This window comes from Halocynthiibacter namhaensis, assembly GCF_000812685.1.
Lineage (GTDB): Bacteria > Pseudomonadota > Alphaproteobacteria > Rhodobacterales > Rhodobacteraceae > Halocynthiibacter > Halocynthiibacter namhaensis.
Genome location: NZ_JWIF01000056.1, coordinates 126,588 through 152,855 on the forward strand (window position 1 = coordinate 126,588; position 26,268 = coordinate 152,855).

The window sequence follows — 26,268 nt, forward strand, 5'->3', positions numbered from 1 at the left end:
TTTGGTTTCAGAATAGGTGGATTTGTTTTGCAATCCAGATCCGCTGCGACTTTTTTTTGTCGTATCCCGGCTTCAACCGCGCAGATTGGTGAGGGTGTAACCTGATATTGTCCATTGACTTGTTTTGGAAAGCGCGACTATCATTTGCATACGAATGAAATTAGCCTCTCGCCGGAAAAAGGGCTGTGTTGTGACCTACTTTGCGCCGACCACTTTGGATGACGCCCTCAAGCTGTTGCGCGATCAGCCGCTTGATGTGGTTGCGGGGTGCACGGACTATTTTCCAACGCGCACACAAGCACCTTTTACACGCGGAATTCTTGATGTGTCCAAGATTGCGGGGCTTCAAGGGATTTCTGCTTTGGACGACGGAATTCGCATTGGTGCGGCAACCCGTTGGTCAGATATCGCACGCACGACGCTGCCGGGATCTTGGGCTGGTTTGCAGGCCGCCGCGCGTCAGGTGGGCAGTTTGCAAATTCAAAATGCGGGCACAGTAGGTGGCAATATTTGCAATGCCTCACCTGCAGCAGATGGCATGCCGCCACTTTTGACATTAAACGCGACTGTCGAAATACAGGGGCCGAATGGTGTGCGGCACTTGCCGCTGGCCGAATTTGTGACCGGTGTGCGTCAGACGGATTTGCAGCCTGGTGAACTGGTCGTGGCCTTACATATCCCGAACCTTCCGACGCACAGTCATGGCGCGTTTGAGAAGCTTGGCAGTCGGCGATATCTCGTGATTTCGGTCACGATGGTTGCGGTTGTTATAGCCTGTGATGCGGCCGGACGGATTGAGTTCGCGCGGGTCGCGGTTGGGGCGTGTTCGCCCGTGGCGCAGCGATTGCACGACCTTGAGGTCAATCTCATTGGTCAAACCGCGCAAGAGGCATGTATCACGCCTGATGATCTGCAGGGTCTGTCGCCGATCTCGGATTTGCGCGCCAGTGCAGAGTTTCGCTTGGATGCAGTCGCCGAACAAATCCGTCGTGCCCTGTTGAAAGCGAGCCTGACCAATGGATAAACACCTGCACCATATTTCGCTAAATGGCCGCGAAGTCACGGTTGATCCAGCTGTTGGTGACCGATTGTCCCATACATTGCGCGAAGATTTGCATCAGTTGGATGTGAAGATTGGCTGTGACGCGGGGGATTGCGGGGCTTGCACCGTTCTTGTGGACGGTGATCCGATCTGTGCCTGTTTGATGCCAACGCATCAAGCGATTGGCAAACAGGTCGAAACATTGGCTGGCATGTCAGAAATAGACCCTATTGCAGGGAAATTGATGGATAGTTTCCAGCATCACGGGGCCGCGCAATGTGGGGTTTGCACGCCAGGAATGCTGACCACGGCGGTCGCCTTGTTGCGCGAAAACCCAACCCCCAGCTCTGCGCAGGTCGAAGATGCATTGGGTGGTGTGCTTTGCCGTTGTACGGGATATCGCAAGATCATTGATGCTGTCGTAGATACAGGTGCAGCGCCCTGCGACCTGGAAGGAAACGGGCATGTTGGCGATGCCATACAGCGCTTGGATGGTGCGGATAAAGTCACGGGAACCGAGCTGTTTGGTGATGATGTGGCCCCGCGTGATGCGCTTGTGATTGCCGTAATTCGGTCGCCATTTCCACGTGCAAAATTTGCCTTTGGTGGTCTGGATGAATGGGTGAAGGCGACGGATGGTATTTCCGCAGTTCTGACCCATGCAGATGTGCCGGGGCAGAATGTTTTCGGGGTTATCCCGGATTTCGCAGATCAACCCGTCTTTGCCGAGACGGAAACGCGATTCCGTGGTGAAGCTGTGGCTGCGGTGATTGGAACGCATCAGGTAATGCAGAACTTCGCGGCTGAGACCTTCCCTGTGACTTGGACGCAATTGCATGCCGTTGAAACGGTGACTGAAGCTTTGGATGTCACGGCGCCGCAATTGCATTTGGGGCGCGACGGCAATGTCATGTGTGGTGGTTACGTGACCACGGGCGATCCGCAGACAGCGTTAAAAGACGCAGATGTTATCGTGCAGGGCCGCTTTCAGACAGGGTTCGTGGAACACGCCTATATTGAACCAGAAGCGGGCTTTGCGCAGATGGTTGATGGACGCATAGAGGTTCACGCCTGCACCCAGGCACCGGTCATGGATCTGGACGCGCTTGAGATCATCTTGGGGTGGGATCGCAAGGATATTCGTATTCTGCCCACCGCTGTTGGGGGCGGGTTTGGGGCCAAGCTGGACCTTTCGGTTCAGCCTTACCTTGCTTTGGCTGCGATCAAGACTGGCAAGCCTGTAAGGATCGCTTATTCGCGCATGGAATCCATGCAATCCAGCACGAAACGCCACCCCTCGGACATCACGCTTAAGATTGGTGCGACGGCCAAGGGGCGGATCAAAGGGTTTGATTTCTTGGGGCATTTCAACACGGGCGCTTATGCGAGCTGGGGGCCGACGGTGGCCAATCGTGTGCCTGTGCATGCCTCGGGGCCATATCAGATTGATGATTATCGCGCAGAATCTGTTGGGGTGCACACCCATAACCCGCCTGCTGGTGCTTTTCGTGGGTTTGGCGTGCCACAATCCGCGATCGCGCAAGAAAGCCTGTTTGACGAGTTGGCGGATAAGCTGGGAATGGATCGACTTGAATTTCGCATGCTCAACGCGCTTGATAACCATGTGCCAACGGTCTGTGGTCAGCGGTTTGAACAAGGCGTGGGCATTAAGTCGTGCTTTGCCGCGTTGCGCAAACCTTGGGATGAACATCGTGCGAAATGCGATCAGTTCAACCGTGACAATGACGTGTTGAAACGCGGTGTGGGGATCGCGGGCGGCTGGTATGGTTGTGGCAATACGTCTTTGCCCAACCCTTCAACGATTAAGGCCGGGATTAAAGCTGATGGATCAGTCGTTCTGCATCAGGGTGCGATGGATATCGGACAAGGCGCGAACACGGTGATCACGCAGATATTTGCAACTGCGCTTGGCGTTCCTGTGCATCAAATTACTTTGGTCGGTGCCGATACGGATCAAACGCCTGACGCGGGCAAGACATCTGCCTCGCGGCAGACCTATGTGTCAGGCAATGCGGCGCGCTTGTCGGGCGAGGCCATGCGGGCGCAGTTGCTGCAGCGTGCAAATGCTGCGAAGGGTTCGAAAATTGAGATCACCCAAGGCGTCATTCAGTTCTCTGGTGAACATGGGGAAACTGTGATCGATGTGTCGGGTTTACCGGTGGATCACCAAGGCTATGTGTTCGTGTCCGAAGAGACCTATGATCCACCCACAAAGCCATTGGATGAAAATGGGCAGGGCGCGCCATATGCCCAGTTTGGATACGCGGCACATTTGGTGACCGTTGAGGTGGATACACGCCTTGGCACGGTTAAGCCTTTGCTTTTTGTGGCTGCCCATGATGTGGGGAAAGCCATCAACCCGACCTTGGTGGAAGGTCAGGTTCAGGGCGGGATTGCGCAGGGGCTTGGGATGACCTTGATGGAAGAATATATTCCTGGCCGCACGGAAAACCTGCATGATTATTTGATCCCAACCATGGGGGATGTTCCCCCGATTGAAACGATCATCATTGAGGAACCCGACGCCCATGGGCCTTATGGTGCCAAAGGGTTGGGCGAACATGTTTTGATACCAACTGCGCCCGCAATTTTAAACGCGATCAAAGATGCCACGGGTGTACGCCTGTATCAGGTGCCTGCGACCCCGGCCCGTGTGCGCGCCGCGATTAAGGAATATGCCAATGGCAAATGAACGCGTAATGCCCGAGAAGATCCGTTGCGATGCTTGCCCTGTTATGTGCTTCATCGCGGATGGCAAAATCGGTGCCTGTGATCGTTATGCGAACCATGGCGGTGATCTTGTACGTCTAGATGCGCTGACGATCATCGAAAACACGGATCACAAGTTGGTGCCTTTTATGAAGGACAGCCCGGTTGAGGATTGGGATGGCAACATCATTCAAGGAAACCGCCCCTTTGTAACGGCTGTTGGCGCAGGAACGACTTACCCTGATTACAAGCCCGCGCCTTTTATCGTCTCACAGGATGTCGAAGGTGTTGATATGGTGACCGTCGTCACCGAGGGAATCTTTTCATATTGTGGGGTGAAGGTTAAAATCGACACCGATCGTCATATTGGCCACGAATGTGACATTGTGCGTGTGAATGGCGAACCCATTGGGCATGTGATGACGTCGGAATACGGGTCGAAGATGTTGTCCTTGGGGGGTGTTGAACATCTGACGGGTGGCAGCAAAAAAGAAGGCCGCGTGACCTGTGATGCATTGTTGAAGCTGTGCAATCGGGAAGCGGTTGATATGGTGATCGGCACGGAAGATCACGCTGTTACACTTCGGGTCGAAGCCGGCAAACCACCGATTATCAATGGCGATGAAGAAAAACTGATGCGCGTTGGTTGTGGGTCCGCAACCATCGGCATGTTTGCGAAACAATGGCTGACACATGTGGATGATGTGGTGGTTGTGGATGATCATATCACAGGTGTTTTGTCAGAACATCAAGCTGGGAAAATGCTTGATGTGCCGCCAACGGGTATCAAGATTAATGGGCGGCGTTCAACGCCTGGACGCTATTTTCAGGTGGCGGAACCGGGAACAGGTTGGGGTGGGACCGGCATTGAAGATCCGCTGCTTATACTGGGGCCCTTTAACCCGAAAGTGGCTTGGGAAGGCCTGCGCCTGTTGATGGTGTCCACAACCGGCGAACAATATGCCTATTTCGAGTTGGACAGTGATCTTGTGCCGCAACCGGCAGAGATTCCACATGCCTTGCGTCAATCTGCGGATTTGATTGCTGAAAACTGTGAACCATCGATCTGTTCCGTGCTGTTCATGGGGGGGGCCGGGGGCAGTTTGCGCGCTGGGGTAACGGAAAACCCCGTGCGCCTGACGCAATCCGTAAAGAATGCCCTAACCTTTGTGTCTTGTGGCGGGGCGGAAGCCTATGTCTGGCCTGGCGGGGGGATCACCGTGATGGTTGATGTGTTGGACATGCCGACCGGGTCGTTTGGCTATGTGCCGACGCCCGCACTTGTCGCCCCAATTGAGTTCACGATGCGCACGGCCGATTACGGCACACTTGGGGGGCATATGTCTGAGATCAAAGCCGTCAGTGCTGTCGTTTCTGAAGACACGCGTAAAGTGTCCAGCATGGAAAATCAGGCTGATCCAATGGCGCGCAGCAATTATAGCTGGTCACGGGAGATAACCTGATGGGCCCTGTCGCCGCCTTATTGCCCTGTGGAACGCGGTTGCATTTGCAACATGGACCGATTGATTTGGTGATCGGTGCTGATGGGGATCGTGCGACGGCGTTTGGCGCTGCAACGCAAAGGTTTGAAACGATACTACAAGAGCTTAGCGCAGAGCTTACGTTGCTAAGACGCCCTTTGACGCAGCAATCTGTCCGACCCAATGGGGGTGTTGCATCGCGGATGGATGATGCGACGCGCCCGTATTGCCCGTTGTTCATTACCCGAATGGCTGCGGTTGCGGGGGCGGTTGCGGATACGATCTTGGGGGCGATGCGCGCGGCGACCCCCCTGCGGCGGGCATATGTGAACAATGGCGGTGATATCGCGCTGTATCTGTCTGAAGGGCAGCGATTTACCAGCGAAATGGCGGATTACACAGGTGCGCCTTTGGGGCGTATCGAGATTTCCCACGCAGATCACATCGGTGGCATGGCGACATCAGGACGGCATGGGAGCAGCCTGTCGTTTGGTGTTGCGGACAGTGTGACCGTGCTTGCCACAACAGCCGCTGACGCTGATGCTGCCGCAACAATGATTGCGAATGCGATCGACCTGCCCAACCATCCCGCCATATCACGTGCGCCCGCATGTGACCTGTCACCCGACAGCGATCTTGGGACAGCTAAGGTTGTGACGGGATGCGGGGTTTTGTCCGTTTCGGATATTGAGACGGCATTGAACGGCGGCGCATTGCGCGCCAATCAACTGCTTCGCACAGAACAGATCATTGGGGCGGGTTTGTTTCTGCAGGGACAGACACGCCTGATCGGAACCACTGATTTTACCTTTCAAAACAGGATTGAACGCCATGCCTGAAGTCAACTTACGAAAAACTGTCTTTTCCTGCGAAGAGATCTTCCACGAAGGCGGGCCGGCCTCTGACACACCGCTTTTGCGCGGGTCGGCTATGGCGATTTTACAAAACCCTTTTGCGGGCGGATATGTCGCCGACATTCAAGGTTTCATGGAAGACCTGAAACCGCTGGGTCTGGATATGGCCCGCCGATTGATCGAAATGCTTGGTGGCGCGGATAAGATTGAGGGCTATGGCAAAGGGTCTCTGATCGGTGAGGCTGGCGAGCTGGAACATGGTGCCCTATGGCACGCACCTGGGGGCTATGCGATGCGTGAATTGCTGGGCGCACCCAAGGCGATTGTGCCGTCATCTAAGAAAGTTGCGGGTGTGGGTGCCAGGCTTGATGTTCCGATCACCCATATCAATGCCGCCTATGTGCGCAGTCATTTTGACAGTATGGAAGTGGGCTGTAATGACGCCCCGCGTGCGGGGGAATTGGCCTTTGCTTTGGTTGTGACAACAGGGGCGCGGGTGCATTCGCGATCTGGTGGACTTGAAGCTTGGGATATCAACGGAGAGGACGGTTTAAGATGAACGCGAATATACGCAAAATTGCTGTAAATGTGGAAGAGATCCACAGTGAAATCGGTCGCCAAATCAGCCCTCCCACACGCAAGGCAGTGGCTGTTGCTGTGATCGAAAACCCTTTTGCTGGCGTCTATCAGGAAGACCTGACGGATTTGATGGAAATAGGCGCTGAATTGGGCGCTTTGCTGGGCAGTAAATGTGTTGCTGCCTTGGGGATCAATCCCGAGGATGCCGAAAGTTACGGAAAATCTGCAATGATCGGTGAAAACGGCGAACTGGAACATGCCGCCGCGATTTTGCACCCGAAGCTTGGCGGTCCCCTGCGTGTGGCGGTGGAAAAAGGGGCAGCCTTGGTGCCTTCATCAAAGAAGATGGGTGGGCCTGGACAGGTTTTGGATGTGCCACTGGGCAGCAAAGATGCAGCTTACGTGCGTAGTCATTTTGATGGAATTGAGGTGCGTTTGAACGATGCACCGCGCGCAAATGAAATCATGGTTGCCGTCGCGGTGACCGACAGCGGCCGTCCTTTGCCAAGGGTAGGTGGGCTGACAATTGACGAGGCGATTGGCAAAGATGGATTGCGTTGACGTTTGATGATTTATGCCGCCGCAGTATCAGAGTTCACGAAGAAGCTCTGATACGACGGCGGGTACGCTGACAATTTACCGTTTAAAATTCCGCCGATCGGACGGACCCTATATTTGCAAGAACTAATTGACGAAAATATGACCTAAATTGGACTTATCAGTTTTCGCACCTATATTATTGGGAGGAGGACCCTATGCCTTTACCAATTATTCCGACTGTCCCGGTGATCACCAGTTTCGCCTTACGATATGGCGCGACCGCCTTAACAACCTATGCGGTGACGCGCAAAATTAAACTGGGGCGTCATGATCAATCTGAAGAAGATGCCCATAATAAAGTCGAAGAAGGGATAACTTTGCGGCGTAAATCAGGCGAATATAATCAGGGCCAGGCATAGAAGTTGACGCCAGCGCTTTTGCGCGATTGCGGTTTCGAAGAACAGACAAATAGGATTTGAACATGAAGCTTCACCATTCCACGACCTCCCCCTATGTGCGCAAAGTTATGGTGATCTTGCATGAGACGGGTCAACTTGATGATGTGGAATTGATTCCCACATCTGGCACGCCACTTGATCCCGCAGATGGGTTTGCGGCGGTGAATCCGTTGACCAAAGTCCCTGCGCTGACGCGCGAAGACGGGGGCGCGATTTATGACAGTCGGATCATCTGCCGATATTTGGATGCGCGCGCAGGCGCTGGGCTCTATGGCGCGGGGGATGCAACCTGGGACATTCAAACCCTTGAGGCCACCGGCGAAGGCATGATCGATGCGGCGCTTTTGATGGCCTATGAGTGGCGCTTGCGCCCGGAAGAGTTGCGGTTTGAGGCATGGTCCGAAGGGCAATGGGATAAGATCGCCCGCGCTTTGGATGTGATCGAATCACGTTGGATGGCCCATATGCATGCCCCATTGAATGCGGGTCAAATCGCGGTTGCATGTGCGCTGGGATATCTTGATCTGCGCAATGCGGATCGCAACTGGCGCGAAAACCGTCCGGAACTTGCCGCTTGGTTTGATGCGTTTTCAACGCGTTCCTCCATGACCGCGACCCTACCGGGTTAACCCTGGTGAAGGTTCTAATCCTTGGTGGCTATGGCGTTTTTGGCGGGCGTCTTGCTGAGCTGATTGCGGATGTGGATGGAATTGAAATCCTGATCGCGGGGCGTGGCTTGGCAAAGGCGCAGGCGTTTTGTGCTGGGCATGCGTGTTTTACACCTGTTCAAGCCCACCGAGATGAGATCGCGACCGCGATTTCGGATCACCACCCTGATATTCTGGTCGACGCAACGGGCCCGTTTCAAGATTACGGTGATGCGCCTTATAGCGTGATCAAAGCCTGTATCGCGGGCGGGGTGAATTACTTTGATTTTGCCGATGGTGCAGATTTTGTTACAGGTGTGGCGCAATTTGATGCAGAGGCAAAGGCCGCAGGCGTGTTTGTTTTGTCCGGGGTCAGCAGCTTTCCTGTTTTGACCGCCGCCGTGTTGCGCCATTTCGAACAGGATATGGATGTGCAATCCGTTGAAGGTGGCATCGCCCCTTCGCCTTATGCTGGCGTTGGTATGAATGTGATGCGTGCGGTTGTGGGCTATGCGGGTAATCCCGTGCCATTGATGCGCGATGGCGAGCAGGCCACAGGCGTGGCGCTGGGCGAAAGTCGGTATTACACGATTTCGGTGCCGGGGAAGCTGCCTTTGCGCAATATCAGGTTTTCCCTGGTTGAGGTGCCCGAACTGCAGGTGCTGCCACCTGAAATGCCGGGATTACACGATATTTGGATGGGGGCCGGGCCGGGACCTGAAACCCTACATCGTGGGTTGAACCTTCTTGCGAAGTTGCGCGTGACGCTGAAGCTGCCTGCGCTGACCTGGCTTGCGCCGCTGTGTTACAAGGTCTTGAACCTTCTGAAGTTCGGTGAACATCGCGGTGGCATGTATATAGAAGTGCAGGGCCGGGCCAAATCCGGGGCGCGACAGGGGCAGGCCGTGACGCGATCTTGGCATATGCTGGCCGAGGGGGATGATGGCCCCTATGTGCCGTCCATGGCGATTGAAGCGCTGATTCGTAAGGTTGTGCGGGGCGAAACCCCTGTAAATGGTGCGGGTGCGGCCATCCATGCGTTGGAACTTGCGGATTACGATGCATTATTTGCAAATCGTGATATTTCGACCGGCTTTCGTGAAAACCTGCCGGGTCAGCCGATCTACCGTGAAATATTGGGCAGCGCGTTTAACGAGCTGGATGCCCCTCTTCGTGAATTACATGACAGCCGTGATATCCGCAGTTGGAGCGGCCAAGTGCAGGCCCGCGCCGCAAAGACCGTGTTGGGGCGTTTGGCTGCACGTCTGGCTGGATTTCCGACACAGGATGCGCAGGGGCCCGTTACGGTGACGTTCACCCCTGACGATACCGGCGAACTGTGGCAACGTGATTTCGGCGGTTACAAATTCCAAACCCATCAAAGCAAAGGATGTGGGCGCAATTCGGGCCTGCTGGTTGAGGCTTTTGGGCGACTGAAAATTGGCTTGGCGGTCACGGTCGAGAACGGAACATTACAGCTTATGCCGCGTCGCTGGACCTTGTTCATGATCCCGCTGCCAAGGATGTTTTTGCCTCGCGGTGATACGTTCGAGAGGGCCGCGAATGGCCAGTTTCAGTTCGATGTGCAGGTGGAAATACCACTGATTGGGCATGTGGTTGCCTATAAGGGAGTCTTAATGCCTGACTAAAACAGGGCGACTAAGGTGCGTATTTACCGCGACAAATGTGTATAAATTGCGTTTCAACACCAATGTCCGCTGGACGTGGCTAAATCAGCGGGCTAAACACCGCTGGAAGGCTGCGCTTGGGCGTGGTCCGTCGTCGTTTATGGCACCTCACGATACCTGAAAGGGAGAAACACTCGTGTCCCACACAGATGATCACGAAGGCACCCGTCGGGATTTCCTCTATTATGCGACTGGTGGCACTGCCGCAGTTGCAGCTGGCGCAGTTGTTCTGCCGCTGGTTAATCAGATGAATCCAAGCGCGGATGTGCTGGCTTTGGCCTCTATCCGAGTAGATATTTCCGGGGTTACCCCGGGCACACAGCTGACTGTTAAATGGCAGGGCAAGCCGGTTTTCATCCGTCATCGGACGGAAGAAGAAATCGAAGCTGGCCGCGCCGTTAAGATGGATGACCTCATCGATGCAGAAGCCCGCAATGAGAACGAAAGTGTTGGCGCAGACGCATCTGACGAAAACCGTACCCTCGATGAAGAAGGTAAATGGTTGGTCATGATGGGTGTGTGTACGCATCTTGGTTGCGTTCCACTGGGCGATGGTTCTGGTGATTTCCACGGCTGGTTCTGCCCATGCCACGGTTCACATTATGACACCGCCGGTCGTATCCGCAAAGGCCCCGCACCAGAGAACCTTCCGGTTCCTATCGCGTTCTTTGTTGACGAAAACACTGTTCAGCTTGGGGAGGAAGCATAATGTCTGGTCTTCCACATGACGCATATGAGCCAAAGACAGGCATCGAGAAATGGGTTGATTCCCGTTTGCCGATTCTTGGTCTGCTCTACACAACACTGACGGCACCTACGCCGAAAAACCTGAACTGGATGTGGATTTGGGGCATTGTCCTGACCTTCTGTCTGGTTCTGCAAATCGCCACAGGTATTATCCTTGCGATGCATTACACACCGCATGTTGATCTGGCGTTTGCGTCTATTGAACATATCATGCGTGACGTGAATGGCGGTCATATGATCCGTTACGTTCACATGAATGGCGCGTCGCTGTTCTTCGTGGCCGTTTACGCGCATATTTTCCGTGGTCTGTATTACGGTTCTTACAAAGCACCCCGCGAGATCACTTGGGTGATCGGCATGTTGATCTATCTTCTGATGATGGGCACAGCCTTTATGGGTTATGTTCTTCCTTGGGGTCAGATGTCATTCCACGGCACAGCGGTTATCACCGGTCTGTTCGGTGCGGTTCCTGGTCTGGGTGAAGCTTTGCAAACTTGGCTGCTGGGCGCTGGCGCTGTTGGCCAACCTGCGTTGAACCGTTTCTTCTCGCTGCACTATCTGTTGCCATTTGTGATTGCCGGTCTTGTGATCGTTCACATCTGGGCGTTCCACCACACGGGCAACAACAACCCAACCGGTGTTGAAGTGCGTCGCAAAGACATCAACGAAGTGAAGAAAGATACGCTTCCCTTCTGGCCATATTTCGTGATCAAAGATCTGTTCGCGCTGGCTGTTATCCTGACGATCTTCTGGGCAATTGTTGGCTTTATGCCGAACTATCTGGGTCACCCTGATAACTATGTGCCTGCGAATGCTTTGGCGACACCTGCGCACATCGTTCCTGAATGGTACTTCTTGCCCTTCTACGCGATCTTGCGTGCCTTCACTGGCGAAGTTTGGGCTGTGCAACTTGTTGAAATCCTCACAGGTGGCATTGTTGGCGCGAAGTTCTTCGGCGTTCTGGCGATGTTCGGTGCGATCGTTGCAATGGCGCTTGCACCTTGGCTTGACACATCCAGCGTACGTTCCGGTCGTTTCCGTCCGATGTTCCGCTGGTGGTTTGCCCTGCTTGTTGTAGATTTCTTCGTGTTGATGTGGGTTGGCGCACGTCCGACTGACTTCCCATATGATTGGATCTCTCTGATCGCAGCAACATATTGGTTCGCGTATTTCTTCGTCATCCTGCCACTGCTTGGTGTGATTGAGAAACCCGAAGCAACCCCTGAAACCATCGAAGCTGACTTCAACGCCCACTACCCGGGCGCTGATAAGTCAGCCAACTAAGAAAGGATCAGTTCTATGTTTAAAAATATTCTGATCTCAGCCGTTGTAAGCCTTGGCCTAACATCCGGCGCGATGGCTGCCGGTGGTGGTGAACAGCACATCGAAGACTTTGACTTCTCTTTCGAGGGCCCCTTTGGGACCTTCGATCGCGATCAGCTGCAACGCGGCCTTCAGGTTTACACCGAGGTTTGTTCAGCCTGTCACGGTCTGCAATATCTGTACTTCCGCAACCTGTCTGACGATGGGGGCCCGTCTTATACGCCGGACCAAGCGCGTGCATATGCGGCAACTGTCGAAGTTTATGACGCCGAAGCCGATGGGTACCGTCCAGCGGTTCCTGCGGATAAATTCCCAGCGAACACTGCTGCTGGCGCACCTGACCTGACCCTGATGGCGAAGGCGCGTGCTGGTTTCCACGGCCCTTATGGTCTTGGTATCAATCAGGTTGTTAAAGGCATGGGCGGCCCTGAATATATCGCATCCTTGCTGACCAGCTATAACGGTCACGACGAAGATGGGCTGTATGGCAATGACACTTTCGCAGGTGGTTCTATTTCAATGGCCCCACCTTTGTTTGATGACGTTGTCGAATATGCCGATGGCACACCAGCGACGACGCACCAGATGGCCGAAGATGTTGCAGCCTTCCTGATGTGGACAGCTGAACCCAAGATGATGGCCCGTCAAAAGGCTGGCTTCGTGGGTGTTGGCATCCTGTTGCTGCTGTCCGTTCTGCTCTACCTGACCAACAAACGCCTCTGGGCGGGTGTTAAAGGCAAACAGCTGAAAAGCGATCTGTAAGCGCATAGCATACGAATACAAAAAGCCCCGTCCATTTGGCGGGGCTTTTTGCTTTTAACCGATCCATTCGCGCATGGCGGTTGGCGGGTTTTCAAATAGGTCTTTGGTGCGTTTCGGCACATGTGCGATACCATCCGAAACAAGAACCACCTGATCGGCGATCCGTTTGGCGTCTTCGGGTGCGTGGCTGACCATCAGCAATGTCGCACCGATCTCTGACACAAGCTCTGACACCAGATCTAACATCTCAGCACGCATGGCCGGGCCAAGGGCCGCGAAAGGTTCATCCAGCAAAACCAATGTGTTCCCCTGCACAAGCAACCGTGCCAGCGCCACGCGCGCGATCTGCCCGCCAGACAATGCCGCCGGTTTACGCGTGGCCATGTCCGCCAGTCCCACACGATCCAATGCCGATGTAATCTTTGTGTGATCCTCTTGGGTCAGACGCAACGCGGGTGAAATCCCCAACCCAACATTCTGCGCTGCCGTCAAATGCGGAAACAGGTTGTTGTCCTGAAAGATCATGCTGATCGGGCGTTTGGCCGGGGGCAGGTCGGTTATGTCATTGTCCTGCCAGATCAACTGACCGCTTTTGGGTGCAATGAACCCCGCGATCAGTGCCAATAATGTCGATTTCCCACCACCAGACGCGCCAATAACAGCAATCTTTTCACCAGCAGGGATGGACAGATCCGCCAGTAAACGAAACGTGCCCTGTGTAATTTCCAATTGGTTAAGTCGCAGCATTCTGCCGCCCCCCTCGGTCAAAACCCATGAACATTGTAAGGCTGAGCATCAACAACAACAGCGCCGCCCCCGCCGCTTGTTCCATGCGGTAAGCCCCCATCAGGCGAAAGATCATCAACGGCAATGTGCCTGCATCAGGATCGGCAAACAGCGCAACAACGCCAAGGTCACCCATGGATAAGGCTGCGGTCAATCCAAGGGCAAATCCCATGGGGCGTCGGATGCGGGGCAGTAACATCAAACGAAACCGAGCCATGCCACGCATACCAAGTTGATCGGCCAAGGGCGACCAGGTTGCTTCGACAGCGCGGACTTCGGGCAATAGAGCGCGCAAGGCAAATGGAATAGACATGGCCGCGTTCACGAAGATGGTGATCGGCAAAGCCAGATCGCGCGGGCTGAAATATGGGTTTAGCAAGATGAACAGGCCGGTGCCAATCACCAAGGGAGAGGCTGAGACAGACAGATATGCGACGGCCTCAGGCCAGGCTTTGCGCCTGCGTGCAGCGATCAAGGCCAACGGCAGGACAAGCGCCAGCATCACGGCAGAGGACGCCAAAGCCATGACGACAGATCGCAAAGCGGCGACCCAAACAACCGAAGGCAGGGTTAGGATGCCAGATAATCCGCGCTCTACCACCATGGCGAGCGGAAGGATAACGAACATCGCGGCGAAAGCGATGACACTGGCATCAATCATGCGCAAGGGTAGGGTGTTCACATCTGTGCGCTGTACGACACGGTCAAAACCGGCGGCGGTGGATTGTTGTTTGGTGAAATACCACGCGATGAGGGCCGCAAGGGTGCATAACGCAAATTGAATGGACGACAAAAGCGCGGCTTTTCCGGGATCAAAATCACTGCGCAAGGCTTGGTAGATCGCCAGTTCAAGGGTCGTTGCACGCGGCCCACCGCCAAGGGTTAGGGCAACGGCGAAACTGGTGGTGCAGATCAGAAAGACGATTGCGAAAATCCCGGGGACAACCTCGCGCAACATGGGAAGTTCGATTTGCCGAAAAACATCATTGGGGTGAAACCCAAGGCTTTGGGCCAGGCGATAACGTTCGCTTGGGATGGCCAGCCATGCCTGTAGAATAAGCCGCGTGGCAAGCGGCAGGTTGAAGAACACATGTGCCAGTAAAACACCGGAAAATCCGTAAATAGATACTGTTTCAATGCCAAACATCGCCAATGTTTGATTGAATAGTCCATTGCGTCCAAAGACCGCCAGCAATCCAAGCACCGCGACGATGACGGGCAGGATGAACGGTGCGCCCAGCAATGTGATCAAGATCTGGCGCCCCCAAAATTGGCGACGTGCCAAGGCGCGTGCGACTGGGATTGCAAAGGCGACCGACAATAGGGCTGAGAAGAACGCTTGCGTTAAGGTGAAGCACAAAGCCGATATATCCGCGCGGCCAAGGCCCTGCGTGAATTCAGCTTTCATCGCGACGGCAAGCAAGGTGCCGAGCGTTAAAAATAACAGGAGGGCAGCAGAAGCCGCCCCCCAAAGCCCCAATGGGCTTATTGTGAAAGCGCGTCGAGCCATTCAACCAATGCCGCTTCGCGCAGAGCGCCCGCTTCTTCCGCTGGGATCAACAGTGCTTTGTCAGGTGTTGTAAGGGTCTCAAATCCGTCCGGCAGGCCTGCCGCAGGTGTCGCAGCCGGGTACATCCAGTTGGTGGTTGGGATGATGGTTTGGAAGGTGTCGGACACCATGAAATCCAAAAACTGACGGGCCAGTTCTGGTTGATCGCTGGATTTGGTCACGGCGGCGACCTCGACCTGCAAATAGTGGCCCTCATCAAAGCTTGCAGAAGACTTAGAGGCGTCTTCTTCCGCGATCAGATGGTAAGCTGGCGAAGTTGTGTAAGACAAGACCATGTCGGCCTCGCCTGCTGTGAACATGCCATAGGATTCAGACCAGCCTTTGGTGACGGTGATGATGTTGTCTTCCAGATCGCCCCAAATCGCGGGGGCTTCATCGCCATAGGCCGCTTTCACCCACATCAACAGGCCAAGGCCAGGGGTGGAAGAACGCGGATCTTGAATAACGATCTTCAAGTCAGATGCTGCTAAGTCACGAAAATTCGCTGGAATAGTGTCTTTTTTGGTATTGTCATAGACGAATGCGAAATAGCCCCAATCATAGGGAACATATGTGTCGTTCGACCATTCAATCGGCAAGTTCAATGTGGGCATTTCGATCCCATGTGGTGCGAAAAACTGTTCGGCAAGAGCGGCATCTGCAAGGTTTGTATCAAGACCAAGCACGACATCGGCCTCGGAATGATCGCCTTCCAGGTTCAAGCGCGCAATCAAGGCCGCGCCATCGCCAACCGCAGAGAATTGCAAATCACAGGCGCAGATGTCTTCAAATGCGGCTTCGACTGCGGGGCCAGGGCCCCAATCAGACGTGAAGCTGTCATAGGTGTAAACGTTCAAAATTGGGGTCTCTGCGCCAGCAACAGTGGCTGCACAAAGTCCCGCGGCGATCAGTGGATATTTCATATCTCATCCTTTTCATTGCCGACGGGCGGATGTCTGGATGAGTGCATCTCAACCTTCCCTCCGCCGGTCTTAACCGGTTCAGGTTCTACGGGTCCGCTTTCGCATCTCAGCCAGAATGGCCCCCCGAGGTGTCTCTGTTGTTACTGCGCAAGTTGTGTTTGTGCAAGGCATTGGGTGATCGGGCGTGATCTGGCATGCGCTTTGCCGGAAACTGGCGCGTCGAACGTAAAAAGGGCCAACCGCAGGATAACGCGATTGGCCCTTTTGGGATGAGACGAAGTTTCTGGGTCTAGCCCAGGGGCGTTTTCTCGACCGTTTCCTGTTCATCCGTCGAATCGGGAAGAATTTCTGCGTCTTCGGCATGATCTTCGACAAGCGGGGTCACATCTGTCGTGATGGGTTCATCGGCCTGGCCCATGGCTGCGATCAATGGCAACATGCCTGCGGTTGCAGCCAATGCGGGATCTTCTTCCGCGCTGGTTTCTTTCCAAGACAGGGTGTCGAACCCTTGGCAACGTTTACAAAGCGGTGCCCAATCGTGATGGGCTGTGTTGCATTTCTCGCAAACCCAAGCTGGGCCGCGCTGCGCGGTGACGGCACGCGCAAGCCAGCCTTGCACAATCGCGTTGTCGGCCCCTTCACCACGTTCCACAGCGGCCATAATGGTAAGCGCACGCGCAGATGGCGCAGTTTCCACAAGATCGCCCAATGCCTTGCGGGCAGCGGGGAAATCTTCAGCTGCAATCAACAGTTCAGCCTGCAACATCTTGGTTTCAACGTGATCCGGCTGTGACTTGGTGAGGGTGTTGAAACGTTTGACGCGGGCGTCTGTGGTTTCATCGGGTTCAATCGTCGCAAAAGCAGAGGCCAAGTCAGGATGCGGCGTGTTCGACCAAGCATTGCGCAGAGTTTTGCTTGCCTTACGCTTACTTCCAGCCGCGAGATGGGCTTGCGCTGCCATGACGGCTGCTGGAATCAAATCAGGGGACAGGCGATGCGCTTCGAGCGCTGATGCGTGGGTGGTGGCATCGTCGTTTTCAGGATCGGCTGCATTGGCCAGCGCAAGAACAGCATCACGGCGACGGTGAAGTTCGCGTGGGATCGCCCCATGACGCAATTTCGCCGCCAAAGTGGTGCGTGCCCCAGCCCAATCGTCGCCTTCGGCCTGTAGGCCAAGTAAGATGTCCTGTGTCTCTTCATGCTTCGGTTTCAGCATAAATGCCTTTTCCGCCAGTTTAAGCGCAGTGTCAGTTTCACCGGCCTCAAGGCGTTGTTTCAGAAGGCCGCGCACACCGACGAAACGGGTTTTGTCGTTTGTCAGCAGGCGTTTGTAAATGGTTTCAGCTTTTGTGGTGTCCCCCATCATTTCAGCGGCTTGTGCACTGATCAGGTTGGTCAGCTGTGGTTTACGCAGGTAGCGTTCGGCTTTTGCAGCATTGGTCAGCGCGCGCTGACCTTCACCAGAGGCCAAGGCCAACATGCCTTCTGACAGGGCGTCATAACCCTTGCGTTCACGACTGCGATCAAACCAGCGTGAAATGGCGGTTTCGTCCCCAGCAAGGAACCGTAAAACAGCCATCAACAGACCAGAGATGCGAATGATTACCCAAACAGCAAGGAACAGCAGGATAACAATAATGATGGAATCCAACGGACCGGGTGAAAACTCTTCACCTGCGATGAGAAGGGTGAAACCTTCGCCCACATCCATCCAATGGCCAGCCCCAACAGCAAGCGCAGTTACGAGCGCGACGAAGAAAACGATTTTTACCAAAGACCAAAGCATGTGTTATCCTTATTCAGTCGCAAGCGCGTCAGACATACTGTCTACGGCGGTATTGAGTTCTGAAAATGCAGCGGCGACATTTTCATGCGTGGTGGCCTGAGCAATCCAATCGGACATCAAAGCCTGGCCATCTGCCGACAAAGTGGCGATTTCCGAAATTGCATCCGCAACGCGCCCTTCTTTCAGAGAAAATTCAGCGCGTGACAGGATGGCGTTTGCGTCATCACCTTCACGCGGTGTCAGGGATCGCATGCCAAGACGACGGCGTAAAAACCCACCGATCCGCGAAACAGAACCGTCTTCGACACCGGACTTTAACCCCGCATCAAGCGCAAGGCGGGCGGGGGCCGTGAAATTGTTTTGCAATGTATCTAAGGTGATTGCACCGGCGCCGCTTTCTGACAAAGCTGCGGGCACCGTGACGCCCAATTCATCAAGTGTGGCCAACGTCGCCGTGAAATCAGCCCCTGTGGTCAGGGCGCGTGAAATCATGCTGACGGCGGTGGTGGCGCGGGCTTGTTGGCTGCTGACCTCAGCTTCGTGTGAACGGGTCTGAGCATTAGACAAAATCGCTTCGATTTCGGCGCGCTGGCCTTCCAGCTGATCACGCAGGGCTTGCACATCGCGTTCATAAGCCGCGACAGCGTCACCGGATGCGGTTTCCCCCGAAATGGGGCGTTTCTCAAGTGTTTCAATGCGTTGATCAAATGCAGCAAGCTGTTCTTGCACAGCATCTAGATCGCTTTTTAGGGTGTCTGTCACTTCGGTCACCCAGGCTTCCACAGGGGCGATGGCAGCGTCAGGATCATTGATATCAAGGGCCTCAAATCGGTCGTTCAACCCGGCGATTTGGCTTGCTTGTGTTTCAAGCTGGGCCGTGACTTCAGCAGCGCGTTCCGTATTCGACGGCCAACCTTCCGGGACGACATAAGAAACACCAAACCCGATCATGGCAGCGACAGCGCCACCAAGGATCAAAGGTGCAGGGGAATTCTTTTTCGGTGCTGGTTCTGACGTTTTTAGTGTGTCGTCGATGCCGTCCACTTCGGTATCTTCTGGATCGCTGCCTTCGGGGTTAACAACGGCTGCATCGTCATCTGCATCTGTGTCAGAAACTGCGGTTTCTTCACTGTCTTGGCCTTCAAGTGTCATATCGCCAGGGGTTTCACCTTGATCGGGGCTGTTTTCATTATCCGCCATGGGTTCTTCGCTTACCACGGCATCATGGTCACGTGACAAAGCATCGTCTGTATCTGATTGAACAGAGGTTTCATCCACAATTTCAATTGTCTCTGACACGTCAGAAATCTCATTTTCCAATTTACTTGGTTTTTTTGGAGATTTTGCCACTGATTTCACCTCTTTTTCCGCTCAAACATTATACGTGCTACTCAAATTAACTCAGCAACTAACTTCTTCATATTGTCACCATTGGGCTGCGCCGCAATGTCTATTTTTGTCGCTGCCCCATGTTGAACGGCGTTAGCCGTCGCTTTGCTGATCGCCACTATATGCAACGGTGCCGCAATATTGGGGTATATTTTGAAAAATAAGCGCGCAGAGCGGGGCGAGAATAGGGGAACTATAACCCGAGCTTCCCCACCAAGCAGGGTTTGTGCCCCTGTATCAGGCGGCATTTCTGTCTGCCGATAGGTCACGATACGGCGCAGATTGGGGATGTCTTCCAAAACAGCACTGACTTGATGTTCGCCGCTGAGGTGTAGCAAGTTGTTGTTATTTTTTACCTTTGTTAGAAGTTCACGCAAGTCTTCGGCATTGCCATCGGCGGATATCGCGTCAAACCCCATGCGTTGTGCCGCACGCGCGGTTTGCCTGCCAACGCAAAACGCGCGTCGGCCAGGTTTGTTAAAAATATCAGGCAATGTGCGTAAGGCGTTCTCTGAGGTCAGCACAAAATCGCCGTCATGGGGTGGATAAACCGCGTTAATCCGCTCGATTTGCATCACCGGCGCGATCACACATGTGGCGCCACAGTCGCGTAAATCGCCCACAAAGCGTTCAGATTGTGCCTGAGGGCGCGTCAAAAGGACGAAGGGGCGGGATTGTCTGACCATGCTTCAGGTGTTACCTGCAGAGAGATAAACGCGCAACAAATGATGGCTATGAAAAATACTCTGACCTTCCTGGGACTTGAAAGCAGCTGCGATGATACCGGCGCTGCGGTTGTCCGCCACACGCTTGGTGAAATATCTGATGTGCTTGCCAATGTGATCGAAGGCCAAACGGATTTGCATGCGAATTTCGGCGGTGTCGTGCCAGAGATCGCAGCCCGCGCCCATGCGGAACGCATTGACCATTGTGTTGAACGGGCTTTGGCCGCGTCCAATGTCGCACTGGCGGATCTTGATGGTATCGCGGTGACGGCGGGGCCTGGTCTGATCGGCGGGGTTTTATCCGGCGTGATGTGTGCGAAAGGCCTAAGTGCTGGCAGTGGCGTTCCCTTGGTTGGGGTGAACCACCTTGCGGGGCATGCGCTGTCACCTGGGTTAAGTGAACCGCTTTCCTTTCCGATGTTGATGCTTCTGGTGTCTGGCGGTCATTGTCAGTTTTTGATTGTGCGCGGCATTGATGAGTTTCATAGGCTTGGCGGCACGATTGATGACGCCCCGGGCGAGGCTTTTGACAAGGTTGCGCGCCTCACGGGGTTGCCACAACCGGGCGGCCCAGCGGTGGAAGTGGCGGCACGATCGGGGAATGCGAAACGGTTTGCCTTGCCGCGCCCGCTTTTGGATCGGCCGGGATGTGACATGTCATTTTCGGGCTTGAAGACAGCTGTTTTACGGGCGCGTGATACGGTAATTACAGATGAAAACACATTGCACCGCCAAGACGTGAATGATCTGGCGGCCGGGTTTCAAGCCGCGGTCAGTGACGTTCTTGCGGAAAAAACGCGTCGTGCGATTGATATCTATTTGGATGAAAACCCAACCAAGGCAACGCTTGCCGTCGCGGGCGGGGTTGCGGCAAATCAGGCAATTCGTTCCGCGTTAGAGACTGTTTCTGCGGAAAAAGGCGTCACGTTTACTGCGCCTGCGATGCAATATTGCACGGACAATGCGGCGATGATCGCCTGGGCGGGCCTGTTGCGGTTTCGTGAAGGCGCACAGGATGATTTGACGCTTTCCGCGCGGCCGCGTTGGCCGCTTGATCGGTTGCAAGCATCTATGTTGGGATCTGGCAAGAAGGGCGCAAAAGCATGACGGTATCAGTGATTGGCGCGGGTGCCTTTGGGACAGCATTGGCGCAAAGCCACGCAGCCGACGGGCGAGACGTCACGATTTGGGCGCGTTCTGAAGATACAGTTTTAGCGATCAACAGCCTGCATGAAAACACATCTCGCCTTGCCGGGGTCCGTTTATCACCGGCACTTCGGGCGACATCATCCCTGCGCGAGGCCACCCAAGCAGACAAGATCTTAATGTGTTTGCCGATGCAAAAGCTGGGTCAATTCCTGCGCGAAAATAAGATCCTATTGCAGGGAAAAACGTTGATTGGATGCTGTAAGGGCATTGAGTTGGAAAGCCTTTCAGGCACCTCTGCATTGTTGCAGAAATTCGCACCTGACTCCGTGCCTGCGATCTTAACGGGTCCAGGGTTTGCACGCGATATTGCCGGGGGATTGCCCACCGCGATGACGCTTGCATGCGCTGACAAAACCGCCCCTGTATTGCAGCAGGAATTGTCCACATCCGTTGTGCGGCTTTACCTGACGGATGACATGGTCGGGGCCGAGCTTGGTGGTGCGTTGAAAAACGTTGTTGCCATCGCTTGTGGCGCGGTGATCGGCGCAGGCCTTGGGGAAAGTGCACGCGCCGCGATCATGACGCGCGGTTTTTCTGAAATGCAGCGACTTGCGGTGCATTTGGGGGCAAATCCCGAAACTTTGACGGGCCTGTCGGGGTTTGGTGATTTGACACTGACCTGTTCTTCGGATCAGTCGCGCAATTATAAATATGGTTTTGATGTTGGCGCGGGGAAAACCCCGGACCCGAAGATCACAACAGAAGGTGTTGCCACGGCGCGTGCTGTGGCGCATCTTGCCAAAAATGCCGGGGTGGATCTGCCGTTGACGCAAACTGTTGCGGCGCTCACCCTTGGGGAAATTACTCTTGCAGAGGCGGCTGAAGGTCTGCTTTCGCGCCCTCTTAGAAAGGAATAACATGCTTATTGCCCTTGTTGGTCGGGACAAACCCGGTGCCCTAAATATTCGCTTGGAAAATCGTGAAGCCCATGTGAACCACATCAAATCCAGCGGAATTGTTGCGCAAGCCGGCCCGTTTTTGGATGCCGCAGGCGAAATGTGTGGATCACTGGTGATTCTGGATGTGGAAGATATGGCACAGGCCGAAGATTGGGCCGCGAATGATCCATATGCCAAGGCGGGCCTGTTTGAAGACGTGTCATTGACCGTGTGGAATAAGGTCATTGGCTGATGGCGTATTGGCTGTTCAAATCTGAACCCAACGCCTGGAGCTGGGATGACCAGGTCGCCAAGGGTGATGAGGGCGAAGAATGGGATGGCGTGCGCAATTACCAAGCGCGCAACAATATGCGAGCCATGAAAATCGGAGATCGTGGTTTTTTCTATCACTCACTGAAAGAAAAATCCGTGGTTGGCGTGGTTGAAGTGATCGAAGAGGCCCGCCAAGACAGCAGCACGGATGACACGCGATGGGATTGCGTTGTAATCAAGGCCCTACATCCCGTGAAGACCCCGGTTACATTGGAAATCTGCAAAACAGATGCGCAGTTAAGCGAAATGGTTTTGGTCAAAAGCAGCCGCCTTTCTGTTCAACCCATTACGCCGGCCGAATGGGCGCGGGTTTGCGAATTGGCGGGAATTCCGGCACACTAACCCAAATAAGGGAGATCTGTGATGGAGTTCTTGAACATATTGGTCGCGGCAGTTGTCGGGTTTGCTTTCGGCGCGATCTGGTACATGGCGCTGGCGAAACCGTGGATGAAGGCCGCAGGCGTGTCCGAATCTGACATGCAGAACGCGGGAAAAACACCCTATATCATCTCATTTGTTGCATTGCTTTTCGTCGCAGGAATGATGCGCCATATGTTCTCATTGGCGGGGATTTCCGGTTGGGAAAAAGGGATTGTTGCAGGTTTGGGGCTTGGTTTATTCATCGCGGCACCTTGGATTGCAACCAACTATGCCTACAGCAATCGCCCGCGGATCTTGACCGTGATTGATTGCGGATATGCAACGGGTGGATGTGCGATTATCGGATTGGTCCTCACGTTGTTTTGATTACAACAATAAAATGGAGGATCCCGACCCCCCGGGACCCTCCTCCACCCCGTGCGCTCCCAAGCACCACACACGTGTTCTGAAATTAGGTCCCAACCTTCTGGTCGGTAGAAACAGATAAGCAGATTTATCGTTTTCAAACAAGCGCCATCCATAGACAAGTCTTCTAAAATACAATGTGTTTCTTAGAGATATCCGTGAATGGGGTGCAGGGTTGGCCTGCTGAATTTGGCGTGTGAAAGTACCTGAGATGCGATTTTGCGAATTGGTTGCTGAAATTTGGCAGACAGAGTATTTCTGTGACAACAGCGCAAGGAATGTCTGATGTCTTTTACCACTCAACTCGCCTGGGATGATACCGTTCTTCCCTTCCAGCTTGACCGAGCCGATATTCGCGGCCGGATTTGTCGCCTCGATGGGCTGCTGAACCAAGTTCTAGCGCAGCATGATTACCCCGAGAAAATCGAAGCTTTGGTTGCTGAGATGGCGATGCTGACGGCGCTGATCGGTCAGACGATTGATCTGAGGTGGAAACTGTCCTTGCAAGTGCGCGGCGATGGGCCTGCGCGCATCTTGGCGACGGATTATTACGGGGCTGAAAAAGGTGGTGAACCTGCGCGTCTTCGCGCATGGGCGAGTTTTGATAAAGATCGTTTGGACGAAAACGACACGCCATTTGATCTGATTGGCAAAGGTTATTTTGCCATTCTGATCGACCAAGGCGACGGCATGAAGCCTTATCAGGGAATCACCCCCCTTGCGGGCGGGTCTTTGACCAAATGTGCAGAAACCTATTTTGCGCAATCTGAACAATTGCCGACCAGATTTGAATTGACCTCGGGTCGTTCAACCTTGCCTGGTGACGCGGAAGCGTGGCGTGCGGGCGGTGTGATGTTGCAACACATGCCTAAGGCATCCCCTTCTGTGTCGGATGAGGGCGGAAGCGGCGAAGGTGGCGTTCTATCTGCAAGTGATCTGTTGGATGACGACGCCGAGGAAAACTGGAACCGCGCCAATATTTTGCTGTCTACCGTGGAGGAACTGGAACTGATTGGCCCAACGGTTGATCCGGCTGAGCTGTTGGTGCGTTTGTTCCATGAGGAAGCGCCGCGTGTTTATGATCCGCAATCTGTGAAGTTTGGTTGCCCCTGTTCAGAAGAAAAAGTGCGCAGCAGCTTGTCAATTTATTCGGCCAGAGAACTGACTCATATGACAACAGAAAACAACGAGATCATAGCAGATTGCCAATTCTGTGGCGCGCAATATGTGTTGGATCCGCAGACTGTTGGGAAAGACGCAAAGGCCACTGAATGAGCAACAATCGGACGACAGAATATTTGCGGGATGCGGTAACGCGGGGGCAAACAGCGTCGTCCGATTTTGATTTGAACCCTGACATGGCTTTGCCAGCAGGTCGGAAATTGCGTGCAGCGGCGGTCTTGGTTGCCGTGTGTCATGTCGATGGTGAAGCTTGTGTCATTTTAACGAAACGCGCGTCAGGGATGAAACATCATCCAGGGCAGATCGCATTCCCTGGGGGCAAGGTTGATGCCACAGATGCGGATGCGGTCGCGGCGGCTTTGCGAGAGGCACATGAAGAAATCGGGCTGCCCCCTGAACAGGTGGAAATTCTGGGGCAGCTGCCCAAACATGAGACTGTTACAGGGTTTTTGGTCACGCCTGTTGTTGGTTTGGTGCATGGCGACTATGAAATGAAAGCCGAACCTGGCGAGGTATCCGAGATTTTCGTGGTGCCTTTGGCGCATGTGACCGCGATTGATAATTATCAGATCCAGTCGCGTGTTTGGCAAAATTTGAAGCGATACTATTACACGGTGCCCATTGGCCCGTATTATATCTGGGGGGCCACAGCGCGGATGCTGCGGCATTTGGCGCAGGTGTCACTGTGAAAACCACACTTACAGACGAAAATTGGCTAACCTCCACCGCCAGCAGAACGATCATGTCGATGCTGAACGGCGCGGGATATGGGGCATGGTTTGTTGGGGGATGCGTGCGCAACGCGCTGATATCGGAACCTGTTGCTGATCTTGATATCGCAACGGATGCCCAGCCAGAAATAGTGTCTAACCTTGCGGAAAATGCAGGTTTGAAGGTTATTCCAACGGGGATCGAACATGGCACGGTGACGGTGATCTGTGAAGGAATCCCATACGAGATCACAACCCTGCGCCGTGATGTGGCGACGGATGGAAGGCGTGCAACGATCGCTTTCGCAGAAACCATGGAAGAAGACGCTGGCCGCCGTGATTTTACGATCAACGCGCTTTATGCGGACGCGCAGGGCGTGATTTTCGACCCGGTCTCCGGCCTACCTGATCTGCGTATCAGACGATTGCGTTTCATTGGCGATGCGGACATGCGTATCCAAGAGGATTACCTGCGCAGCCTTAGGTTCTTCCGATTTTATGCTTGGTACGGAGACGCCGCCGCAGGGCTTGATCCAGAGGCGTTGGCTGCTATTGCTGCCAATTTGGACGGCTTAGATAGCCTCTCGCGCGAACGGGTTGGCTCTGAGATGTTGAAACTGTTAAATGCGCCGGACCCAGCACCCGCGCTTTGTGCGATGCAGCAGATGGGTGTGATGTTGCGCATCTTGCCGGGCGCCGATGTGTCCATGCTTGCGGTTTTGGTGCATCTGGAAGAAACACTGCCCCCCAATCCCATACGTCGTCTGGCAATTATTGGTGGGGAAGATGTCGCCAAAAAATTGCGGCTGTCCAAAGCGCATGCCCGTGATTTGGAATTGTTACGCCAAGAAATGACCTCTCTGACGCCAATCACTGAACTGGCCTACCGCAATGGGTATGAGTGTGCTCAAAATGTGACTCTATTGCGGGGTGTTTTGTCTGGAATGCCGCTTTCGGCTACTGCGCTGGATGGCCTTTGGGAGGCAAGCAACGCCACTTTCCCGATCACTGCCAAAGATCTTACGCCGCGTTTTTCAGGCAAAAACCTTGGGGATCAGCTGAAAGCGCTTGAAGCAGTGTGGATCGCTTCGAATTTCCAAGAAACCAAGGAAGATCTGCTTTCTAAGATATAATTTCGACCCAGGCACAATGAGGTATGAA

Annotated in this window: 26 protein-coding genes and 1 riboswitch; of the genes, 20 read left to right on the forward strand and 6 right to left on the reverse strand. The window is 54.2% G+C overall.

Annotated features, from left to right (window positions below):
* Nucleotides 1-190 precede the first annotated feature (190 nt).
* From RJ38_RS08615 to RJ38_RS08670, 12 genes are all read left to right on the forward strand, one after another.
* Entirely contained in the window at nt 191-1,024 is an 834-nt protein-coding gene (locus RJ38_RS08615) for an FAD binding domain-containing protein (RefSeq protein WP_039018863.1), read from the forward strand.
* On the forward strand, nt 1,017-3,755 hold the full coding sequence (locus tag RJ38_RS08620) for a molybdopterin-dependent oxidoreductase (protein WP_039018447.1): 2,739 nt from the start codon (nt 1,017-1,019) through the stop codon (nt 3,753-3,755). The genes RJ38_RS08615 and RJ38_RS08620 overlap by 8 nt, the downstream gene beginning before the upstream one ends.
* Nucleotides 3,745-5,235 (forward strand): 6-hydroxynicotinate reductase, encoded by a 1,491-nt coding sequence (locus RJ38_RS08625; RefSeq protein WP_156121812.1) that lies wholly within the window; start codon nt 3,745-3,747, stop codon nt 5,233-5,235. The genes RJ38_RS08620 and RJ38_RS08625 overlap by 11 nt, the downstream gene beginning before the upstream one ends.
* The gene (locus RJ38_RS08630; RefSeq protein WP_039018449.1) at nt 5,235-6,092 is read left to right on the forward strand and encodes a UPF0280 family protein; all 858 of its coding nucleotides are present in this window, start codon (nt 5,235-5,237) and stop codon (nt 6,090-6,092) included. The genes RJ38_RS08625 and RJ38_RS08630 overlap by 1 nt, the downstream gene beginning before the upstream one ends.
* Complete coding sequence (locus RJ38_RS08635) at nt 6,085-6,666, forward strand: amino acid synthesis family protein (protein WP_039018450.1); 582 nt, start codon at nt 6,085-6,087, stop codon at nt 6,664-6,666. Before RJ38_RS08630 ends, RJ38_RS08635 begins: the two co-directional genes overlap by 8 nt.
* On the forward strand, nt 6,663-7,247 hold the full coding sequence (locus tag RJ38_RS08640; protein ID WP_039018451.1) for an amino acid synthesis family protein: 585 nt from the start codon (nt 6,663-6,665) through the stop codon (nt 7,245-7,247). The genes RJ38_RS08635 and RJ38_RS08640 overlap by 4 nt, the downstream gene beginning before the upstream one ends.
* 194 nt (nt 7,248-7,441) lie before the next feature.
* On the forward strand, nt 7,442-7,645 hold the full coding sequence (locus tag RJ38_RS08645) for a hypothetical protein (RefSeq protein ID WP_039018452.1): 204 nt from the start codon (nt 7,442-7,444) through the stop codon (nt 7,643-7,645).
* Between the two features lie 62 nt (nt 7,646-7,707).
* Entirely contained in the window at nt 7,708-8,313 is a 606-nt protein-coding gene (locus RJ38_RS08650) for a glutathione S-transferase (protein WP_039018453.1), read from the forward strand.
* A gap of 5 nt (nt 8,314-8,318) precedes the next feature.
* The gene (locus RJ38_RS08655; protein WP_039018454.1) at nt 8,319-9,980 is read left to right on the forward strand and encodes a saccharopine dehydrogenase family protein; all 1,662 of its coding nucleotides are present in this window, start codon (nt 8,319-8,321) and stop codon (nt 9,978-9,980) included.
* A 175-nt stretch (nt 9,981-10,155) separates the two neighbouring features.
* Nucleotides 10,156-10,728 (forward strand): ubiquinol-cytochrome c reductase iron-sulfur subunit, encoded by a 573-nt coding sequence (gene petA, locus RJ38_RS08660; protein WP_039018455.1) that lies wholly within the window; start codon nt 10,156-10,158, stop codon nt 10,726-10,728.
* Complete coding sequence (locus RJ38_RS08665) at nt 10,728-12,050, forward strand: cytochrome b (RefSeq protein WP_039018456.1); 1,323 nt, start codon at nt 10,728-10,730, stop codon at nt 12,048-12,050. The genes petA and RJ38_RS08665 overlap by 1 nt, the downstream gene beginning before the upstream one ends.
* Before the next feature lie 15 nt (nt 12,051-12,065).
* On the forward strand, nt 12,066-12,851 hold the full coding sequence (locus RJ38_RS08670) for a cytochrome c1 (protein ID WP_039018457.1): 786 nt from the start codon (nt 12,066-12,068) through the stop codon (nt 12,849-12,851).
* A gap of 54 nt (nt 12,852-12,905) precedes the next feature.
* Here the strand turns inward: RJ38_RS08670 and thiQ are convergent, their stop codons facing one another.
* The 6 genes from thiQ to RJ38_RS08700 all read right to left on the reverse strand — a co-directional run bounded on the left by thiQ (nt 12,906) and on the right by RJ38_RS08700 (nt 19,970).
* Nucleotides 12,906-13,598 carry a thiamine ABC transporter ATP-binding protein gene (thiQ, locus tag RJ38_RS08675; RefSeq protein WP_039018458.1) on the reverse strand — a complete coding sequence of 231 codons (693 nt, stop codon included), beginning with the start codon at nt 13,596-13,598 and terminating at the stop codon, nt 12,906-12,908.
* The gene (locus tag RJ38_RS08680) at nt 13,585-15,147 is read right to left on the reverse strand and encodes a thiamine/thiamine pyrophosphate ABC transporter permease ThiP (RefSeq protein ID WP_039018459.1); all 1,563 of its coding nucleotides are present in this window, start codon (nt 15,145-15,147) and stop codon (nt 13,585-13,587) included. Before RJ38_RS08680 ends, thiQ begins: the two co-directional genes overlap by 14 nt.
* The gene (thiB, locus tag RJ38_RS08685; RefSeq protein ID WP_039018460.1) at nt 15,123-16,109 is read right to left on the reverse strand and encodes a thiamine ABC transporter substrate binding subunit; all 987 of its coding nucleotides are present in this window, start codon (nt 16,107-16,109) and stop codon (nt 15,123-15,125) included. Before thiB ends, RJ38_RS08680 begins: the two co-directional genes overlap by 25 nt.
* Nucleotides 16,110-16,147: 38 nt before the next feature.
* Nucleotides 16,148-16,245, reverse strand: a riboswitch (TPP riboswitch).
* A gap of 153 nt (nt 16,246-16,398) precedes the next feature.
* On the reverse strand, nt 16,399-17,895 hold the full coding sequence (locus tag RJ38_RS08690) for a heme biosynthesis protein HemY (protein WP_039018461.1): 1,497 nt from the start codon (nt 17,893-17,895) through the stop codon (nt 16,399-16,401).
* A 9-nt stretch (nt 17,896-17,904) separates the two neighbouring features.
* Nucleotides 17,905-19,245: a COG4223 family protein gene (locus tag RJ38_RS08695; protein WP_156121813.1), complete on the reverse strand. Its 1,341-nt coding sequence runs from the start codon at nt 19,243-19,245 to the stop codon at nt 17,905-17,907.
* A gap of 41 nt (nt 19,246-19,286) precedes the next feature.
* Nucleotides 19,287-19,970, reverse strand: a complete 684-nt coding sequence (locus RJ38_RS08700; protein WP_039018463.1) for a uroporphyrinogen-III synthase — start codon at nt 19,968-19,970, stop codon at nt 19,287-19,289.
* 48 nt (nt 19,971-20,018) lie between these two features.
* Here RJ38_RS08700 and tsaD point away from each other — a divergent pair, with 48 nt between their 5' ends.
* The 8 genes from tsaD (at nt 20,019) to RJ38_RS08740 (ending at nt 26,240) form a co-directional block, all read left to right on the forward strand.
* Complete coding sequence (gene tsaD / locus RJ38_RS08705) at nt 20,019-21,116, forward strand: tRNA (adenosine(37)-N6)-threonylcarbamoyltransferase complex transferase subunit TsaD (protein WP_039018864.1); 1,098 nt, start codon at nt 20,019-20,021, stop codon at nt 21,114-21,116.
* A complete protein-coding gene (locus RJ38_RS08710) occupies nt 21,113-22,075 on the forward strand; it encodes an NAD(P)H-dependent glycerol-3-phosphate dehydrogenase (protein ID WP_039018464.1) in 963 nt (320 codons plus the stop codon). The genes tsaD and RJ38_RS08710 overlap by 4 nt, the downstream gene beginning before the upstream one ends.
* 1 nt (nt 22,076) lies before the next feature.
* Nucleotides 22,077-22,349: a YciI family protein gene (locus RJ38_RS08715; RefSeq protein ID WP_039018465.1), complete on the forward strand. Its 273-nt coding sequence runs from the start codon at nt 22,077-22,079 to the stop codon at nt 22,347-22,349.
* Nucleotides 22,349-22,771: an EVE domain-containing protein gene (locus RJ38_RS08720; protein WP_039018466.1), complete on the forward strand. Its 423-nt coding sequence runs from the start codon at nt 22,349-22,351 to the stop codon at nt 22,769-22,771. The genes RJ38_RS08715 and RJ38_RS08720 overlap by 1 nt, the downstream gene beginning before the upstream one ends.
* A 21-nt stretch (nt 22,772-22,792) precedes the next feature.
* Nucleotides 22,793-23,176, forward strand: coding sequence for a DUF1761 domain-containing protein (locus tag RJ38_RS08725; RefSeq protein WP_039018467.1), 384 nt, complete (start codon nt 22,793-22,795; stop codon nt 23,174-23,176).
* A gap of 324 nt (nt 23,177-23,500) precedes the next feature.
* Nucleotides 23,501-24,490, forward strand: coding sequence for an Hsp33 family molecular chaperone HslO (gene hslO, locus RJ38_RS08730; protein WP_039018468.1), 990 nt, complete (start codon nt 23,501-23,503; stop codon nt 24,488-24,490).
* A complete protein-coding gene (locus tag RJ38_RS08735; protein ID WP_039018469.1) occupies nt 24,487-25,086 on the forward strand; it encodes a CoA pyrophosphatase in 600 nt (199 codons plus the stop codon). The genes hslO and RJ38_RS08735 overlap by 4 nt, the downstream gene beginning before the upstream one ends.
* Nucleotides 25,083-26,240 (forward strand): CCA tRNA nucleotidyltransferase, encoded by a 1,158-nt coding sequence (locus RJ38_RS08740; RefSeq protein WP_039018470.1) that lies wholly within the window; start codon nt 25,083-25,085, stop codon nt 26,238-26,240. The genes RJ38_RS08735 and RJ38_RS08740 overlap by 4 nt, the downstream gene beginning before the upstream one ends.
* Nucleotides 26,241-26,268 lie beyond the last annotated feature (28 nt).